Genomic DNA, 20,289 nt, shown 5'->3' on the forward strand with positions numbered 1-20,289 from the left:
GCTGATCACCGGTCCTCTCGCAGCACGACAACCCCCACCGGTGGTAGCCGGAGCGGGCGTCCAGCCTCGACCCGATCACCGGTCAGCAGATCGACACCACCGGTACGGGCGGTCAGCTCGACCGGCTCGTCGCGGTGATTGAGCAGGAACAGCAGCCGCGTCCCGTCCGCGGTGACCCGCACAGCCGACTCCAGGTCCGGCACGTCCGGGTACGGTCCGAGCAGGTCGTGCCGTACCAGCGCCTGCCGGACCACCCAGGAGACCCCCGCCTGGTCCAGGCCGGCGGCGACGTACCAGCCGTGGCCGGCGCCGAAGGAGTTGCGGGTCACCGCCGGGGTGCCGGCGTAGAAGTCGGCCCGGTACCTGCCGACCACCTCTGCCCCCTGCGGGATCACCAGTTCGAACAGCAGTCTCGACTCGACGTCGAGCGGGCCGTCACCGGCGTCGAGCCGTACCGAATTGACCACCTCCGGCCCCCGGGCGTCCCACTCGTCGACACGTACGCCCATCAGGGGGCCCAGCGGACCGGGTACGTCCATCAGGAAGGCGTTGTCGTGCTCGTCCACCCGTCCCGACAGGTACGTGGTCAGCACCGAGCCTCCGCGCGCGGCCACCGCCTCCAGCCGTTGCGGCAGGTCCCCCTTGAGCATGTGCAGGGCCGGCGCCACGACGACGTCGTAGCGGGACAGGTCAGCCGTCACCGCGAGCACGTCCAGGTCGACGCCCGCGTCCCACAGCGCCCGGTGGTACGCCTGCACGACCTGTTGGTAGCGGACCAGCCGGGACGGACCGTCGGAGATCTCCAGGGCCCACCAGCTATCCCAGTCGAACAGCAGCGCGACCCGGGCCGGGGTTCTCGCGCCGAGCGCCGCCGAACCGAGCCGGTCCAGTTCGGCACCGAGTTCCACGACCTCGCGGAACACCCGGGTGTCGGACCGACCGGCGTGCCCGATCACCGCCCCGTGGTACTTCTCGCAGGCCCCGCGGGACGCTCGCAGTTGGAAGAAGAGCACGGCATCGGCGCCGTGCGCGACCGCCTGCCAGCTCCACAGTCGCATCACCCCGGGGCGCTTGAGCGGGTTGACGTCCCGGGACGCGGTGACGCTCGGGGTCTGCTCCATCAGCCAGAACGGTTGGCCGTCCTTGAGTCCGCGCATCAGGTCGTGGGTGAGGGCCATCCGGGCCGCCGAACGGTCGTCCGGTGGGTAGTTGTCCCAGGAGGCGAAGTCCAGGTGCGGTGCCCAGCGGTGGTAGTCGAGGGGCCGGTACATGCCCATGAAGTTCGTGGTGACCGGCACGTCGGGGCTGGACTCGCGGATGGCTGCCCGCTCGTCGAGGAAGTTGCCGAGCATGGCGTCCGAGATGAACCGCTGGTAGTCCAGGGTGATGCCCTGGAAGGCGGTGTGGTCGGGGCCGCGCCAGTGCTCGGTCAACGCCGACGGTGGCTCGATCTCGTCCCAGTCCGTGAAGGTGTGTGACCAGAACGTCGTGTACCAGGCGGCATTGAGGCCGTCGAGGTCGCCGTACCGACGTCGCAGCCAGCCGCGGAAACCGGCGGCGCACCGATCGCAGTAACAGGCGCCACCGTACTCGTTGCCGACGTGCCAGGCGACGACCGCCGGGTGCGCGCAGTACCGCCGGGCGACCCGGCGGGCAAGCTCCGCGGAGAACCGGCGGAACACCGGGGAACTGGGGCAGGAGTTGTGCCGCTGCCCGTACCGGTGCCGGCGGCCCTCGAAGTCGGTCCGGGTCACCTCCGGGTACGCCCGCGCCAGCCAGGCCGGGTGTGCGGCGGTCCCGGTGGCCAGGCAGATCCGGCGTCCCTGTGCCCCGGCCCGCTCGACGATCCGGTCCAGCAGCGAGAACTCGTAGACGTCCTCGGCGGGTTGGACGAGCGCCCAGTCGAAAACCCCCAGCGTCACGGTGTCGATCCGGGCGGCGTCGAAGAGCCGGTAGTCCTCCTTCCACACGTCCTCGGGCCACTGCTCGGGGTTGTAGTCCCCACCGAATGCGACCTTCGAGGTGATGGGCAGGGTCATTCGGTGAACTCCTTCCGGATCCCGCGGATCATCGGTTCACCGATCCGCAGGAATACCAGTACGAAAGCCGCGCCCAGCAGCGCGAGCACCGCCTCCGAGAAAACCGCGGTGAGCCCTGCCGCCGCCGCGATCAGGACGGCGTTGCCGAACGTGACGCTCGGGGTGTGCACGAGGAAGTACAGGGCCAGCCGGACCACGTCGCGGGTGCGGAAGCTGAACAGGGAGGCGACCAGCAGGGCATTGGCCCCGCAGAGGGCCACCCCGGCCCCGACGAGGACCAGCAGCACCGCCCACCACGCCGGGACGGCGGCCGCGGTGAGGTTCGCGAGGTTCATCGCGATGATGGTCAGCCAGAGCACCGTCGGCACCCAGACCCGGAGCACACCGGCGAGGTTGTTCCGGTATGCCCGCCAGAACATGGCGGCGGGCCGTAGGTCGGTCAGGTCGGGGCGTTGGTGACGCAGCGCGTACAGGGCGGCGGAGATCGCCGGGCCGACCGGGAGCAGGCAGGCCGCCACCAGCGGGAGGTTGCTGGCGTCACGGTCGAGCAGGACGAGCGCGGCCAGGCCCGGCAGGGTGGTGAGCAGGAGCAGCAGCTCGACGGCCAGCAGGGTGTAGACGAACGCGGCGGCCCGGGACAGGGGCCCGTCCCCGACCTGTCGCCCGGCCCGGGCGGTGTCGCTCACGTGTGCTCCTTCCTGTCGGTCCGGCCGGGCCCGCCGATGGACCCGACCGGACCGCGCGGTCAGCCGTTTTCCTTCTGGTAGCGCTCGTACGCCTTGTTGACCTGCGTGATGTACTGCTCCGAGTTCTTCGCCTTCAGCTCGCCCACGTAGGCGTCCCACTCGGTGAAGGGCCGCTGCCCGAGGATGAAACGCAACCCGTTCTGGGTGACGAAGTCCTTCAGCGGCGTCTCCCACAGCGACACCTGCTCGCGCTCGGCGTCGGTGAACGGGTACGGCGGCGGCACCGCCAACGGCTTGCGCGCGTTCATCACCTTCTGGAACTCCTGCTCCTCCGGGGAGAAGAAGGACTGGACCAGTTCGGGGTTGCCACCGTAGGTGAACACGCCGTTGTAGAAGCCGAACTCCTTCTGCAGGTGCTTGCTCCCGTTCGGGTTGAGCCCGAGGACGTTCACGTCGGCGGTGAGAGTGCGCTTACCGGAGGCGTCCTTGGTGTACGTCGTCCCCTCGACACCCCACTTGGCGAACTCCTGGCCCGCGTCGGAGTACCACAACCAGTCGATGAACTGCATCATGGCCACGAAGTTCTTGCTCTCCTTGGCCTTCGTGGAGATCATGATGCCGTTCTCCAGGCGCGAGGTGGGGTTGATCTCCCCGGCCGGGCCCACCAACAGCGGGATCTTGATCAGCTTCGCGTTCGGCTGGGTCTTCACCAGGTCCGGCCGGTTCTCGTTGACCAGGGTCTGCGCGTTGGCGCCGATGACGAACGACTTGCCGTTGGCCAGTTTCTGGCGCGCCTGGTCATCGGTCTGGGTGAAGCTCTCCGGATCGAGCAGCCCCTCGGCCACGAGCTTGTTGACGTACTGCAGCATCTGCTTGTACTGCTCGGTGGCACCGGTGTAGACGAACTTCTTGGCGTTCGGATCCCAGGTGGCGTGCTGGTAGTTCCAGCCGGCCTGGGTGCCGTAGGAGACGCCGATGATGTTCAGCAGGCTGCCGCCGGGGGTGGGCTTGCCCCACCGCTCGGAGAACGGGTAGGTGTCCGGGTACCTGGCCTTCATCGCCTTCAGCACGGTGTACAGCTCGTCCCAGGTCTTCGGGATCTGGAGGCCGAGCTGGTCGAGGATGTCGACCCGTACGGCGAGCGAGTAGTCGTGCATCGGCTTCTCGTGCACCCCGGGCAGCAGGTAGTACTTGCCGTCCGACTGTCGCAGCGTGTCGATCTCGGGCTCGAGCTTCCACCTGGCGATCTTGTCCTTGAGGTTCGGCATCAGGTCGATGTAGTCGCTCACCGGAAGGATCGCCCCGGAGGAGACGAAGGCGTTCTCCTGCGGGTGGTAGGTCTTCGGGATGATCAGCGGTGCGTCGCCGGCGCCGATCAGCAGACTGCGCTTCTGCTCGTAGTCGCTCAGCGGCACCGCCACCGGGTCGATCTTCACGTTGGTGCGTTTGGTGAGTTCCGACCAGAACAGCCAGTCGTTCTTCAACGGGTAGAACGAGTGGTTGTTGTAGAGGGTGGAAAAGGAAAGCGGCTCGGTGGCCTTGAACTGGTCCCCGACGCCGTAGTCGGCCATGGCACCGGCCCGGTTGGCGGAGAGGTCCGTCGTCTGCGGGGATTCCTCGGAGCACGCGACGAGGCTGAGGGTGAGCAGACCGGCAGCGGCTATCGCTACGCGGCGCCACGTTCTGTCGAGCATGGCCCGTCCTTTCGGGGCGGTGGTGGTGTGGGTGGATGGGGCGGTGCGGGGTGGGACGGTTGCAGGTCGGGCGGGCTACCCCTTGACCGCGCCGAGCATCACGCCGGACACGAAGAACCGCTGGATGAACGGGTAGACCGCCAGGATCGGCAGGGTGGTGAGCACGATGGTCACGGCCTGGAGGGTGGCCGCGGCCTGGACCGCGTCCCCGTCGGCCACGCCACCGGCGGACTGCGCGCCGGTGGCTCCCGAGATGAGGTTGCGCAGGTAGACCGTCACCGGGAAGAGGTCCAGCCGGTCCATGTAGAGGAACGCGCTGAACCACGAGTTCCAGAAGGACACCGCGTAGAACAGCACCATCGTGGCGATGATGGCCTTCGACAGCGGCAGTACGATCCGCAGCAGCGTGCCGTACGTGTTGAGCCCGTCGACGGCGGCCGCCTCCTCGAGTTCCACCGGCAGGCTCTCGAAGAACGCCTTCATGACCAGCAGGTTGAACACGTTGATGGCATTGGGCACGACAACGGCCCAGAGGGTGTTCTTCATGCCCAGGCTGGTGATCAGTACGTAGTTGGGAATCAGGCCGCCGGAGAAGAACATGGTGAACACCGCGATGCCGACCAGTGCCCCGCGCCCCTTGAGCTGGGGTTTCGACAGCACGTACGCGTAGCAGGTGGTCAGCACGACGGCGATGAGCGTGCCGACGACGGTGTAGACGAGGGTGTTGCGGTAGTTCGTCCAGAACATCGAGTCGGACATCACGAGCTTGTACGCGGTCAGGTCGAACCCGCGCGGAACGAGGTTGACCTTCCCGGCGATGAGGTACGCCTCGTCGCTGAGCGAACGGGCGACGATGTTGACGAAGGGGTACAGCGTCACGATCACGACGCCGGTCAGGATCACCGCGTTCACGGCCTGGAACACCCGGTAACCCCGGGTCGGCCGTACGCCCCGTCGCCGGTCGGCCTTTGGCGCGGCTGCGCCGGTCCCGATGGTCACCACAGGCTCGTCCCGACCGTGCGACGCGAGATCGTGTTCGCCGACAGGACCAGGATCAGTCCGATCACGGCCTCGAACAGCCCGATCGCGGCGGCGTAGCTGAAGTTGCTGGACTCGAAGCCCATCCGGTACAGGTACGTGGAGATCACGTCCGCGGTCGGATACGTCAGCGGGTTGTAGAGCAACAGGACCTTCTCGAAACCGACCGCCATGAACGTGCCGATGTTGAGGATCAGGAGGGTCACCATCGTCGGCCGGATGCCGGGCAACGTGACATGCCAGGTCTGCCGCCACCGGTTGGCCCCGTCGATCCGGGCCGCCTCGTACAGGTTGTCGTCGATGGTGGTGAGCGCGGCGAGGTAGAGGATCGTTCCCCAGCCGACGGTCTGCCAGACCTCGGACGAGACGTAGATGGTCCGGAACCACCCCGGCTGCTGCAGGAACGGCACGGCGTCACCGCCGACCGCGCGGACGAGTTGGTTCACCGTCCCGTCCATCGCGAGCAGCTGCATCACCATGGCCGCCACGATCACGATCGACAGGAAGTGCGGCAGGTAGGACACGGACTGGACGAAGCGCTTGAGCCTGCGGGTGCGGACCTCGTTGAGCAGCAACGCCAGCACGATCGGCAGCGGGAAGCAGAACAGCAGGGTCAGCGTCCCCAGCACCAGGGTGTTGGTGAAGACCTCCCAGAACGTCGGGTCGTTGAGGAACATCCGGAAATACCGCAGGCCCACCCAGTACTCGCCGAACAGGTTGCCGCCGGGCTGGAACCGGCGGAACGCGATCACGTTGCCGACCATCGGCAGGTAGCGGAAGACCAGGAAGAACAGCAGCGGCAGCAGCGCCAGGGAGTAGAGCTGCCAGTCCCGGCGCAGGGCCCGCCGCCAGGTACGGCGGTGACGACGCGGGGGTGCCGCGCGGGTGGTGGTCGGCGCGGGGGCGTTTCGGGTACGCGTCTGCGGTCGAGGGGTGTCCACGGGTAACTGACTTCTCATGCGACCCCTCAGCTCCGACCCTGTCCTCGCGCCCGACCGGGACGGGTCGGGCGATCGATATGCGCTCCGGAAGTTTCGGTAAACTCGGTAACCTTTTTCGGCAACCTAAAGGCACCGCCAAGGTGTGTCAAGGGGCCCAAATTGCCGTCCACTGTGGTCGCGCGGTTGCCACGAACCCGAGATAACCGTCCTGATCGGCGCATTCACCGTCGCAACTGCGTCATTCGGCTCGCCGTCAGGTGCGGAAGTCCCCGAAAGTTTCGGGCGCGCTCGGCAACTTTCTACGGACCGGGTGCGGCGTCGACGACGGGGAGCCGCCGCGCGACCGGACCGACCCGGTCACCGAACCTGCCGTACCGCGCGCGCCGCGCCCCTGCCCAGCGCGCACCCAACTGATTGTCGGAATTCGCCGGGTCGGGAATCGCCGTGATTGCCGGGACAGCCGCACTTTCCTGCGCCGCACGTCACAGCCGGCGCGCAGATAACCGACTCTCCATTGACGACGGTGAAGCGGCGTCGGCATGCTGGCCCTACCGGTCCTACCGGTCACCCCAACGGTCCATTGGCGCAGGTGAGCTGCTTGAGCGCAGTTCGTCGGCGCCCCATCGGCATGGGCGGCAACCGGGTGGTAAACGGCGGCACAGCTCCGCCCCGAGGCACATTCCTGTAATTGCGCGGGGCCATCCCGCGCCCCGGGACGGCTAACGCCGTGGACGAAAGGTACGTCATGTCGAGGGATGGTTCCCTGCCGAACTACGAGCTGCTGTTCGGCGAGTTGGATCTACGGCCGGCGGACGAGTCGCGGGCGGTCTACTCCCCCGCGGCCTACCTGGCCGACCTGCTCCGGCTCCTGGAGGAGAACGTCGAGGGCGCCTCGCTGCTCGCCCGCCGGCCGGACATCAAGGACATCCTGCTCGACGCCGACAACACCCTCACCGAGCGGTCCTACCTGGACATCGTCAACGAGATCCTGGAAAGCCTCGTCGGCGACGAGCCGTACGAGCGGCTGCGGACCATGCGCTTCCCGTTCGACAAGCCGTTCTCCCTCGCCGACGAGCGGCTCCGTCGGTACCTGACCCGACTCGGCGTCGCCCCGGCCGAGCTCTACCGGCGCTTCGCCGTGCCGGCCGACCCGGACATCGTGGCTCGCGAGTATCTGGGCCTGACGCCGGAGGAGGTCGAGGTGATCACCGTGGCGCGGCCGACCGAGGCCGACGTGCGGGCGTACTACGGGCTCACCGAGCAGGAGTCGCTCGCCGACCTGGAGACGCTCGACCGCTTCCGCCGGGCCACCGATCTCACCGCCGCCGAGGTACGCGAACTGCTGTTCGGGCGCCTGACACCGGGCCAGGCCGAGGTGTCGGCATTTTTCGTCCACCACGGCGGTAGCCCGGTGTCGTCGGACGCCGACGAAACGCGGCTGGTCGGCGATGGCGGTGTGCCGGTCGAGTGGTTCGAACGGGTGAGCCGGTTCGTCCGGCTGGCGCGCCGAATCGGGCTGACCCTGACCGAACTCGACCTGGTGCTGCGTAGCTGCTGCGGCAACCGGCTCGACGGCAACGCACTGCGGATTCTCGCCGTCGTCCTGCGGCTGCGCGACCAACTGAGCCTGCCCGTCGACGTGGTGTGCAGCCTGGCGGCGCCGATGGACACCATCGGGATCAGCGCCGACGGCGACTCGCCGGACCTGTTCGGTCGCACCTTCGACGCCGGCCCGGAGGGGGTCGAGCGGAGCCTGATCTGGCCCTGGCCGGGTGACGCACCGACCGGACGGACGGAGCTGATCTGCACCGGCGACCTGCTGGCCCCGGCGAACCGTGAGTACCGCCGCCGGGTGGCCGGCGCGCTGGCGATGGCCGAGGCGGACCTCGTGACCGCCGTCGACGACCTGCGCCAGCACTACGCGCTGACCCCGCGGGAGCCGAGCCCGTTCGACCAGGGCGAGATCGGGCTCGGTGCGCTCTCGCTGCTGCACCGGGTGAGCCGGCTGAGCACGGCGCTCGGCATCTCGGTGGACGAACTGTTCGAGCTGCTGTCGGTCCTGGACCGGGACCCGTCCCTGTGGCGGCACACCACCTTCCCGATCCTGCTCGACACCGGCCCGACCGTACGGGACAGCCACCGCATCCTGGACGCACCGGACGCGGCGTCGAGCCTGTGGCTGGCGCAGACCCTGACCGCGGTCGTCGGATGGCTACGGGAAAGCGGCCTCACCACGACCGACCTCGCCGACTTCCTCTCCGGGGGATCCGCCGACGCACAGGAGTCGGAGCGGACGTCGGTGCTCACCGGCCTACGGGCACGGCTGGACGAGGTCGCACTCACCCCGGAACTGTTCGTCTCGGCTCGGTTCGGCGACCGGGCCGCGCGGGTCGTACACGAGGTGCTGACGTCGTACGAGGGTGTGGTCTCCGACCGGGATCCACGGCTGCTGCGGCTCGACGCCGAGGCCGTCGAGGTGGCGGCGTACGACGCGGTGACCGAGCTCGGCGCGGTCACCACGGAGGACTTTCTCGGCCTCGGCCTGGAGGAGCGGCTGGCCACGAAGATCTTCACGAATCTGGTGCTGGCCGGATATCTGCGGGCCGACGGCACGCTGGACGGGGCCGCGCTGACCGAGGACCCGCCGCCGCTGGCCCGCGACTTCGAGAAGCAGCGCGAGCACCTCTTCACCCTGCTCCGCGACCTGGGGCGAGGTGCCGTCGATCCGGCCGACGACGGCGCCGCCTTCCTCTACCCGTCGGACCTTCAGGAACTTCCCGACCTGGACCAGACCGCGCGCGACGAGTTGTACGACAACCTCGTCCACCACGGCTACCTGGAGCCGGGCGGCGAGATCGTCGACCGGGACCGCTTCGCCGACGGGGACACCGTCGCTGACTTCGTGGTCAACGCCGACCTCGACGATGTCGCGCCGGCCGTGCTGGACGCGCTGCGCGAACGGATCGACCGGTTCCGCACCGTCCCGATCGAGCTGGGCCCGGACACCTTCAGCGAGCTGCCGCTCGACGAGGGCCGGATCGCCGATCTGCTGACCAGCCTGCGGTTCAACGGCTACCTCGACGAGTTCGGGCAGTACCGCGACAAGCAGGCCCTGGCCGGGCTGCGCCGCGACGAGTTGGACATCTCGCTGGACTTCTACGCCTACCGCGAGGACATCCTGGCCGCCATGCAGGCGCAGGTCGACACCGTACGCGCCGAGCTGTGCACGTTCACCGTCGACGACTTCCGGCCGATCGCCGACGCCGCGGTCGCGGCCCGAATCGTCAACGCGCTCGACGGTGTCTACCTCGACCAGGCCATGATCATGCCGGAGATCAAGCCCCTGCTCGGTACGCCAGAACAGCTCCCGCCGCTGCCCGGGACGTTCCCGGCCGCCGAACAGACGATGATCGTCGACCGGCTCGCGGCGATCCAGCGCGACGAGCGCCCGTACGTGCTCGACCCGGAGGCGCTGACCGGCCTCGGACTGGACGCCGACGAGCGTGACCGGCTGATCCGGCTCCTGGTGGAAGCCGGTGACCTGGAGGAATGGCTAACCGTCCCGCTGGCACGCATCGGCTGGTTCGGAACCGCCAGCAACGCCCTGGACTTCGCCCTGACCGAGATGGGCGACTACAGCAAAGACGTATTCCTCCTGCTGCACGGGATCGCGCTGGAACTCGCCGCCGGCATCCGGGAGATCACCGCCACGCTCGACGGGCACGCCCAGGACCAGTCCGCCGAACTGCTCGCCGTACTGCGGGACGCGTTCGGCGTACCGGTGGAGACCGTCGACGGCATCGCCCGCGCGGTGGCCGGCGACTCGGTGGACGCCCTGGAAACGCTGTTGGGGCAACCGGCGGAACAGGTTCCTCCCGGTACGGCGACCGACGACCCCCGCGCCCGGCTGACCTACCGTCGCATCCGCGGCTTCGCCCGGCTCGCGGCAAAACTCGACCTCGATCCGACCGAGGTCGAGGTCGTGTTCCGGGACCAGGACCTCGCGGGGAAGTTCCCCGAGCCACTGGCGCTGCCGCCCGGCGTCGACCGGTTCGACGCCCTGTTGCAGGGTGTGGACGGCTTCATCTACCTCTTCGTCGACGGCGGCTACTACCGGTACGCCGCGGCCAGCCGGGCGCTGCTCGACGAGTTGCCCGCCGCGCTCACCGAACTCTCCCCCGCCCTGGGCGCGCTCAGCCGGGTCGACGCCGCGCTCACCCGCCCGGACGGCGCCGAATGGATCATCGGCCGGGACACCGCGGGCGCCTCCCGTGCCTTCGTACGGCAGCCGGGCAGCACCCGGTGGGTGGCGACCGAGCAGACCTGGGGCACGGTACGGAACACCTTCGCCGCGCCGGAACGGATCGACGCCGCCTACGTCGACGCGGACGGCCGGACGTACCTGTTCTCCGGCGACCAGTACGTCCGCTACTCGGGCGCCGACCACTCCGTCGTCGACGAGGGCTTTCCCCGCCCCGTGACCGAGTGGTGGGCGGGTGAGGCCGAACTGCCGGCGCCGTTCACCGACGCTATCGACGCCGCGTTCCACGACCGCGACGGGCGGGTGCACCTCTTCTCCGGTGACCACACCCTGACGATCGGCACCTCGGGCGCAAGCGAGATCGAGGCCCGCCCGATCGCCGAGGTGTGGGGACACACCGCGGCGCCGTTCGCCGACCGGGTCGACGCCGCCTACACCGACGGTTCGGCCACCTACCTGCTCGCCGGCGACCTGGTGGTCAGGCACCGCGACGGGCTGGAGAACGACGGGCTGCGCGCCGACGACGGCTATCCCCGGCGGATCGCCTCGCACTTCCCCGGCGTACCGGCGGGGTTCGACAGCGGTCTGGACGCGGCGTTCGTCGACGCGGCCGGCGTGACGAACCTGTTCAAGGGCGACCGGACCGTGGCACTCGGGCGGGACACCCAACCGGTGCCGACGGCGCAGCGCTGGGGTGTGCTCGGGCCGGTGCTGGTGAACGGGACGGTCGATGCCGCCTTCACCGGCCTGGACGGGCACACCTACCTGTTCAGCGGCGGGCGTTACCTGCGCTACTCGGGCCCCGACTACGCCATGGCGGACCTCGGCTACCCCCGGAGCATCGCCGGGGACTGGGGAGGATTGCGCAGGGTGGGCACGTCGTTCGTGCTGGACGGGCGAACGTACCTCTTCGGGGCGGCGGGCGACCTGTTCGACGTACCCGCGGACTGGCGGTCCGGGCTCGACAGTGGTCGGCTGTCGCCGCTGCTGCGCCGCCGGTTCGCCGACCACGGTGTGTCCTTCGCCGCCGACGCCCGGGTGGACGCGACCGGGACGCCGCTGGTGTGGCGGCTGACCGACGAGCGCGGTGCCCGGTTCACCGTACGGACCAGGCCGGACCGGCTCACCGTCGCCAGCGACGACGACACCCCGTACTATGTGCGCTACTCCACCCGGGACTACGCGACCCCCGACGCCGGCTACCCCCGTCCGCTCAGCGACGGCTGGTGGAACCTGCCGGCCGCGCTCGGCGCCGGCCTCGCCGACGTGGACGCGGTGCTGACCGGGCGGGACGGGCTGACGTACCTGTTCGTCGGCGACCGGTTCGTGGTCTTCGACGCCCGGCGGCGCTGGTGGTCCGAACCCCGCACGCTGCGGGAACACTGGGACAGCATCCCGTTCGACCGGGTCGACGCCGCGTTCCTGGGCCGAGACGGCCGCACGTACGTCTTCTCCGGCGACCGTCACGTCCGATACTCCACGGCCGACTACACCCGGGTCGACGACCGCTACCCGGCGACGGTCGCGACCGCCTGGGGGCGGGTGCCGAACAACCTGGCCCGGACCGGGCGGGTGGACGCCACCCTGGTGATGGACGTGGTCGAGACCGTCGACGGCGTCGACGTCACCCGCGCCTACACCTACCTCTTCTCCGGCGACCAGTACGTCCGCTACGAGGGCAGTGCCTACACGACGGTGCAGGACGGTTACCCCCGGCCGCTGAGCGCGCTCGCCGGAGAGCCACGGCTCGGCAAGCTGCCGGTCGCCCTGACCCGGGTCGACGCGGCCTTCGCCGACCGGGGCAACGTCTACCTGTTCGAGGGAGCCCGCTGCCACGTCGTCTCCGACGTGCTCTACCGCCAGTACGCCGGACCGGCGGACGTGGGCTGTGGTTTCGTCGAGGACGGTGCGCTGCTGGTCGGAGAGGGCGACGACTGGCACCGGCTCGGTGCGGTCGAGGCGAAGGTTCCGACCTCGGTCCCGGTCCGTCCCCGTACCCTGCGCGGGGTGCCGGAAGGCTTCGCGACCGGCCTGGACGCCGTACTCGCCGCGCCGGACGGCGCCACCTACCTGTTCAAGGGCACCGGCTGTTACGACGTACGGCTGCGCCGCGACTACCCGATCGCCGAGACGTGGGGGTTGCCGCGCGACAACGTCACCCGCGACGGTGTGGTCGACGCGGTCCTCGTGGGCCGGGACGGCAAGACCTACCTGTTCAGCGGCGACCAGTTCGTCACGTACGCCGGGGCGGGTTACCCCACGCGGGAGCCGGACGGCGGTCCGCGACCGGTCGCGGACCACTGGGGTGGCCTGAGTTCGGTGGCCCTCGCCTACGTGTACGACGGCACGACCTACCTGTTCGAGCCGGCCGACCACAGCGGTCGGATGCGTTACCTGACCTACTCCGGCACGGACTACACGACACCCGACGGGGAACCGGGCACCGCCGACGCCGGCTTCTGGGCGGCCGGAGCGGGCTTCGGCCCGCCCGCCGCCGTGGTCGTCGAGGGCGACACCATGCTGCTGCTGCGCGGCGAGCGCTACGTGCAGCGCACCGGCCCGACCGGAGCCTGGTCCGCGCCGCAGCCGATCGGCCTGCTGTGGCGTGGGTACGGCCGTGACCTGGAGCCGGACGAAACCCTACGGACCGTGTTCGTCGGCCGTGACGGCGTCGCCCACTTCTTCTTCGGCGAGCGGTACACCCGGTACACCGACCGTGCCTTCACCGCCCCGGTCGAGGTGCGTACGGCCTGGGGCCTGCCCGCGTTCGAGCGGGTCGACGCCGCCGTGGTGGACCCGGTCGGCGGGGCCACGTTCCTGTTCAGCGGCGACCGGTACGCCCGCTACACCGGCACCGACTACCGGGACGCCGATCCGGGCTACCCCCGGCCGATCGCCGCGAACCTGCGCACCGAGGAGGCGTTCCGCAACCTACCGGAGTCCTTCGAGGACACCCCGGCGGCACGGGGTGTGGACGCGGTGGTGGCGAACGGTCGGCACGTCTACCTGTTCGCCGGGGGCGGCTGCCAGGTGGTGTCCCGGTCCGCGTACGCGACGTACGAACTGGCCGCGCTCGGCCGGGTCCGCAACACCGTCGTCGACACCGGCAAGGTCGACGCGGCGATGGTGGTCGGGACGCAGACGTACCTGTTCTCCGGCGACCAGTACGTGCGCTACAGCGGCACCGATTACACCCTCGTCGACGAGGGCTACCCGCGGACCATCGAGTCCTCCCTCACCGAGGAGTTCAGCCAGCCCGGTCGGCCGGGGCTGGTGGAATTGCCGGTGCAGTTCCGGGACGGTGTCGACGCCGCGTTCCGGGACGTCGACGGCGGCGTACACCTCTTCCGGGGTGCCGACTACCTGCGCGCCGACGCCGCCACCCCGGTCGTGCGACCGGCCGCCGAACTGTGGGGCCGGGTACGCAACGAGTTCGAAGCGCCCGGAACACCGGTCGACGCCGCCTTCGTCGCCCCCGACGGCGCCCTGTACGCCTTCCGCGGCGGCCAGTTCGTCCGCTACAGCGGCACCGACCTGCGGTACGTGGACCCGGGCCACCCGCGCACGATCAGGGACGACTGGGGTGACCTGCCCGCCGCGTTCGAGGCCGGCATCGACGGCGCGTTCAGCCTCGACGACGCCACCTACCTGCTCAGGGGCGACGAGTACGTCCGCTACTCGACCGGCTGGTACGAGGCGGTCGACCGTACCTTCCCGCAGGAGATCCGGCACCGGTTCTCGGAAGCGGCCGACTACCGGCTCGGTGACGTACACACGATCGCCCGGTTCGCGCGGCTGGCGCACACGAGCGGCGACGGCAGCCTGGCCGCCGTACTCGCCGCCGGTCCGGCGGTGGAGGACCCGTACCAGCGGCTCGCCGAGTTGCTGGGCTGGGACGTCGACGAGATCCGGTGGGTGAAGCGGCACGGTGGCTTCCTGCCCGCCGCGCCCGGCGAGGAGGACCACTTCGAACTGGAGCTGGTGCTGAAGCTGGGCGAGTTGTTCGCGCTCGCCCGCCGCTTGGGCACCGGTCCGTCCCGCCTGCACACCGACATCTGGTCGCAGGTCCACGGCCTGGCCGCTGCCGTCGGCGGACCGGAACGCGCCGCCGCGCTGGACCAGGCGGTCGTCGCGCTGCACGGCCTGCTCGCCGAGACGCTGCCCGCGACCGACCTCGCGGTGCTCACCGACCGGCTGCACGACGAACTGGCGGAGGTACGCCGGAACGCGCTCGCCTCGGCGGTGCTCGCCCCGGTGTCGGCGCCGACCCCCGGCGCGCTGTTCGAGCGGCTGCTGATCGACGTCGACATGGGCGCGCAGGGCACCACCTCCCGGGTACGGGAGGCGATCGCCGCCGCGCAGCTCTACCTGCATCGCTACCTGCTCGACCTGGAGCCGGTGGGTACGCCGACCCGCCGTGGTGAGGACGAGGCCCGGCTGCGGGTCAAGCGGTGGTGGGCCTGGATGAAGAACTACCGGACCTGGGAGGCGAACCGGAAGGTCTTCCTCTACCCGGAGAACTACCTTCGGCCCGAGCTGCGCGACACCAAGACACCGGCGTTCCTCCAGTTGGAGAGCGACCTGCTGCAGGCCGGCGTCACCACCGCCGCCGCGCAGGCGGCGTACAAGCGTTACCTCGACGAGTACACCGAGGTGTCCCGGCTCGCGATCGCGGGTGGTTACGTCTACGCGGCGCGGGACGCGGCCGAGGGCAGCCGTTCACTGGTCCTGTTCGGACGGACCCGGACCAGCCCCCGGCGCTACTACTACCGGGGCGCGACGTTCCGTGACGGGGACCGGCTCTCCGCCACCTGGGGGCCGTGGCTGAAGGTCGACGTACAGATCGACGCCGAGAAGGTCTACCCGGTGCACGCGTTCGACCGGGTGTTCGTCTTCTGGGCGACGATCGAGACGGCCACCCCGGACGGCACCGGTTCCACCACCATCATCGCGAAGAAGACCGGCGACACCCAGCAGGTCAGCGCGCCGGACGTACAGCAGAGCGTCAAGATCTACTTCTCGTTCCGGAACCTGAACCAGGAGTGGGTGCCGGCGCAGGTCCTCGCCACCGGCGCGCCGCGCCCGGACGGACTGAGCAACGCGGTCCTGTCGGTCCGCTCCGGGCCGCTGCCCGGCCAGTCGGGGTCGGGCGACCACCAGGCGATCGTGGTGACCTACACCGCGACGACCGGGGGCGGTGAGATCACCGGGGCGGCGTACGCGCTCACTCCCGAGCTGTACACCGTCCCGGTCGAGGGGATCCCGAGCGAGCCGACCCGTACCGGTGACCTCAGCCTGATCCTCGACGAGCCCGGCGGCGTCGACCCGTTCGGCGTGGTCTGGTTCAGCTCCCCCGCGTCGTTCACCGAGGGTGCCTGGTTCAGCGTCGACCACAAGGGCGGCAGCTTCCTCTGCCGGCCGGTCGTGCCGGCGCCGGCCGAGCCGCCGACACCGGCGCCGATCCGGGGCAGCGCCGAGATCCTGCCCGCCTGGGACCGGATCGACGCGGCCGTGGAGCTGCCCGACGGTTCCCGCTACTTCTTCGACAACACCACCCAGAAGTACGTCCTGATCCGCCCCGGCCGCAGCCGCTCCGGACCCAGTTCGCCCATCTCGGGTCGCTGGGGCCGGACCGGACGGCCGATCACCCGAAGCGGCGTGGTCGACGCGGGGCTCACCCGCGGCGAGCAGGTCTTCGTCTTCTCCGCCAACCAGTACCTGCGCTACTCCAACGGTCTCACCGCCCCGGCCGACGCCGGATATCCCAGGGACCTGCAGACGAACACCGAGCGGCTGCCGCGCTGGAACAAGGTGGACTACGCGTACACCGGCACCAACGGCGTCGAGTACTTCTTCTCCGCCGAGCTGAAGGGCTGGGTGAGCTCCACCGACCTCAACACCCTGCGCCCTGTCGACCGGGGCTGGGAGGCCGGCGTGCTGCCGGAGGCCGATCGGGTCGCGCTGCTGACCCGGTTCGCCGGTGGACTGCTCGGCAAGCTCGGCGCGTCCTTCCTGGAGGGCGCGGTCAAGGCGGGTCACAAGCCTGGCAAGGGCACGCTGGAACCGCCGCCGCAGGTCGACCTGCTCGCCCGCTGGTGGTCGGTCGACGCCGGCTACGTCGACGGCGGCCGGCTCTACCTCACCAACGGCACCGAGTACGTCCGCTACACGCTCGGCGCCGACGGCACGATTCCCGAACTGGTCGACGACGGCTACCCGCGTGTGCTGGCGCGTCCGCTCGACGCGATCTTCCAGCAGGGCGACCGCAGGTACGCCTTCAGCGGCGACGTCTACGCCGTGGTACCCGCCGGTCGGGAACTCGACGCGCCCGGTGCCTTTACCCGGATCGCCGGCCACTGGGGCGACCTGCCGACCGGGATCACCGGTGCCCTCGACACGGCGACCGACCTCTTCCTGTTCCTCGACACCACCTACGTCACCTATCCGCGCTCGGCGACCGTGACCCGGCCGTACGAGTTCGCCTCCCTGCAGCACGAGATCGTCCGGCTGACCACGAGCACCGCGTACAAACTGAACCAGCGGCTGCTGGCCGGCGGAGTGGCGGCACTGTTGGACACCGCCACCCAGGAAACCGACGAGCTGCCGGCGTTCCGTACCGACCTGTCCGACGCGACGACCGTGCGGGTCCGGCCGGGCAGGGTCAACCCGGCCTGGCTGCCCGGCAGCGCGCACCTGGACTTCCAGAGCGCCAACGGCATCTACTACTGGGAGATCTTCTTCCACGCCCCGCTGCTCATCGCACAGGCCCTGAATGGCGCCCAGCGGTTCGAGGACGCGCGGGTCTGGTACGAGTACGTCTTCGACCCGACCCGGCCGGACCGGTACTGGCGGTTCCTGCCCTTCCTCGCCGTGGATCCGGTCGCGCTCGCCGACGACATCACCGGGGCGCTGGCCGAACTGGGGCGCATCGGCGCCGACACCGGTGCGCTGGAGGGGCGGCTCGCTGCGACGCTGGAGACGCTCCGGTCGGTGGCGCCGGTGTTCCACGGCGTACGCGAGCTGACCGCCGCCGACCGGCGGGCGCTGGCCGAGGTGGCCGCGGTGACCGTGACGCCGCCGCCCGGCCTGCCCTCCCCTGACGATCTCACCCCGTTGAACGAGGCGCTGGCGGTGGCGAAGGAACTCCAACGCCAGTACGACCTGATGGGCGACCGGGGTCGGATGCTCGACGCCTACCGCGACGATCCGTTCGACCCGCACGCCATCGCCGAGCTGCGCCCGATCGCCTATCGGCGGGCCACCGTCATGGGCTACATCGACAACCTGCTCGACTGGGCGGACCTGCTGTTCCGCCAGTACACGCCGGAGAGCATCGACGAGGCGCGGATGCTGTACATCCTCGCCCACGACCTGCTCGGCGTACGCCCGGACGTGGCCGGTCCCCGGCCGCTGACGCCGGCCCGCAGCTACGGCACGCTCGACGGCCACTGGTCGCCGGAGGGGCCGCTGGCCGCGCTGACCGCCGGTGGGGCGATGCTCGACGGCGCCGGAGCGGTGCACGCCAGCGTCGCCGATCCCTACTTCCACGTGCCCGGCAACACCGCCCTCGGCGACTACTGGGACCTGGTGGCGGACCGCCTCCGCAAGATCCGGCTCTCGCTGGACATCATGGGGATCAGCCGGCCGGTGCCGCTGTTCGCGCCGCCGATCGACCCGGCGCTACTGGTCCGCAGCGTCGCCTCCGGGGTCGGGGTGGAGGCGGCGTTACACGGCACCGCAGTGCCCGTACCGCACCAGCGTTTCGCGGTCGTGTTCCGCCGGGCGCAGGAACTGGCCGACCGGCTGCGCCAGTTCGGGCAGGACCTGCTGGGCGCCCTGGACCGACGCGACGCCGAGCAGCTCAACCTGTTGCAGACCCGGCAGGAGGGGGAGATCCTCACCCTCACCCGAGGGGCCCGTGAGGCGCAGGTCGGCGCCGCCGAGGCGGGACTGCGTGCCGCCCGGGCCGCCCGCGACTCCGCCCTGGCCCGGATCGCCCACTACGAGAAGGTGCTCGACGACGGGCTGTCGGCGCTGCAGATCGCCCAGCTCACCTCGATGGCGGCGGCCGCGACCGCGCACATGGTCGCCAGCGGCCTGAAGATCTACGCCTCCGTCGCCCACGCCACCCCGCAGGTCCTCGTCGGCCCGTTCATCCTCGGCACGGAGTACGGCGGCAAGCAGGTCGGCGACTCGCTGGAGAACGCGGCCGAGATCGCCGAGTCGCTCGGCGAAGGGCTCAGCGTCGTCGGCGAGCTGCTGGGCGTACGTTCCGACCAGGAGCAGGCCCAGCAGGACTGGCAGTTCCAGCTCGACATGGCCCGCAACGACCTGGCCCAACTGGAGCCGGAGGTCGCCGCCGCCGAGTACCAGCTCGCCGTGATCCAGCGCGAACTGGAGATCCTGGGTCGGCAGACCGCCCACCAGGAGGAGGTCGCCGCGTTCCTGCGGGACAAGTTCACCGGCGCCGAGTTGTACCAGTGGACCGCCACCCGCCTCGGTGCCCTGTACTTCCAGGCGTACGGGCTGGCCGAGGAGACCGCCCGGTCGGCCGAACGCGCCTTCCAGTTCGAGCGTGGCGTGCCCGAGAGCGCGGTGGCGTACGTCAAGGCCGCGTACTGGGAGAACCGACGCAACGGCCTGCTCGCCGGGGAGAGCCTCACGCTCGACCTGGACCGGCTGGGCAAGGCGTACGCGGACAGCCACAGCCGGGGCATGGAGATCACCAAGCGGGTGTCGTTGCGCGATCTCGACGCGGTGGCACTGCTTCGCCTACGCACCGAGGGGGTGTGCGAGTTCGCGCTCACCGAGGAGCTCTTCGACCGCGACTTCCCCGGGCACTACCGGCGTCAGCTCCGTACCGTCGCCGTCACCTTCACCGACGCCGAGGGGTCGGTGACCCGGCACAACGCGGTGCTGACCCAGACCGGGCACAAGACCGTCCTCGAACCTGATCCCCGAGCGGTCAAGCATCTGCTCGACCCGCAGGGCACGCCACCGGCGTCGCTGCGTTTCGACTGGCGCGCCGACCAGCAGATAGCGCTGTCGGATGTGCCGGAGGGCTACGACAACAACGGGCTGTTCGAGCTGCGTTACGACGACGACCGGTACCTGCCGTTCGAGGGTACGGGCGCCGTCTCCACCTGGCGGTTGACGCTGACCGGCGGGCGTACGCCGCAGGAGCCGGGCGACGTCGAGCTCACCGTGCGGTACACGGCCGACAACGGCGGCGAGGTCTTCACCAGCGCGGTGCGGGGTTTGCTCAAGCCGTACCCGGCGTCGCGTTACCTCGACGTCGCCACGGAGTTCCCGCAGGAGTGGGAACGGTTCCTCACCGGCGAGGACCGGTGGATGATCCTCCCGCTCACCCCGGACTGGTTCCCGGGCATGTCCGGCCGGCAGGTCACCGGCATCTACGCGGCCTACACCTACGAGGAGGGCGGCGGCGCCCGGTTCCTGCTCAACGACAACCGCAACCTGCCGCTGGCCGACGGGCGGCTGCTGCCGACGCCCGGCCTCACGCTGCCCGCCGACGGGTCGGGGCTGAGCCTCGCCGTGGACGGCGACCGCACGGGACTGGCCAACCTCGTCCTCATCGTCAATTACCGAGCCACCGCCTGAGCGCGGACC

6 protein-coding genes are annotated in these 20,289 nt (G+C 70.1%); 1 reads left to right on the forward strand and 5 read right to left on the reverse strand.

The features are described from left to right. Nucleotides 1–5: 5 nt before the first annotated feature. The 5 genes from AB0J90_RS13345 to AB0J90_RS13365 all read right to left on the reverse strand — a co-directional run bounded on the left by AB0J90_RS13345 (nucleotide 6) and on the right by AB0J90_RS13365 (nucleotide 6,398). Nucleotides 6–2,039: a beta-galactosidase gene (locus AB0J90_RS13345; RefSeq protein ID WP_363595428.1), complete on the reverse strand. Its 2,034-nt coding sequence runs from the start codon at nucleotides 2,037–2,039 to the stop codon at nucleotides 6–8. Further along, complete coding sequence (locus AB0J90_RS13350) at nucleotides 2,036–2,725, reverse strand: DUF624 domain-containing protein (RefSeq protein WP_363595430.1); 690 nt, start codon at nucleotides 2,723–2,725, stop codon at nucleotides 2,036–2,038. Before AB0J90_RS13350 ends, AB0J90_RS13345 begins: the two co-directional genes overlap by 4 nt. Before the next feature lie 59 nt (nucleotides 2,726–2,784). Further along, nucleotides 2,785–4,419 (reverse strand): extracellular solute-binding protein, encoded by a 1,635-nt coding sequence (locus tag AB0J90_RS13355; RefSeq protein ID WP_363595432.1) that lies wholly within the window; start codon nucleotides 4,417–4,419, stop codon nucleotides 2,785–2,787. 75 nt (nucleotides 4,420–4,494) lie between these two features. Beyond that, complete coding sequence (locus AB0J90_RS13360; RefSeq protein WP_363595434.1) at nucleotides 4,495–5,418, reverse strand: carbohydrate ABC transporter permease; 924 nt, start codon at nucleotides 5,416–5,418, stop codon at nucleotides 4,495–4,497. Then, nucleotides 5,415–6,398, reverse strand: coding sequence for an ABC transporter permease subunit (locus AB0J90_RS13365; protein ID WP_363595436.1), 984 nt, complete (start codon nucleotides 6,396–6,398; stop codon nucleotides 5,415–5,417). Before AB0J90_RS13365 ends, AB0J90_RS13360 begins: the two co-directional genes overlap by 4 nt. Nucleotides 6,399–7,143: 745 nt before the next feature. On the opposite strand from AB0J90_RS13365, the gene AB0J90_RS13370 reads away from it, so the two are divergent. Next, entirely contained in the window at nucleotides 7,144–20,280 is a 13,137-nt protein-coding gene (locus AB0J90_RS13370) for a hemopexin repeat-containing protein (protein ID WP_363595438.1), read from the forward strand. Nucleotides 20,281–20,289: the final 9 nt, after the last annotated feature.

It is taken from the genome of Micromonospora sp. NPDC049523, from assembly GCF_040676775.1.
Classification (GTDB): domain Bacteria; phylum Actinomycetota; class Actinomycetes; order Mycobacteriales; family Micromonosporaceae; genus Micromonospora_G.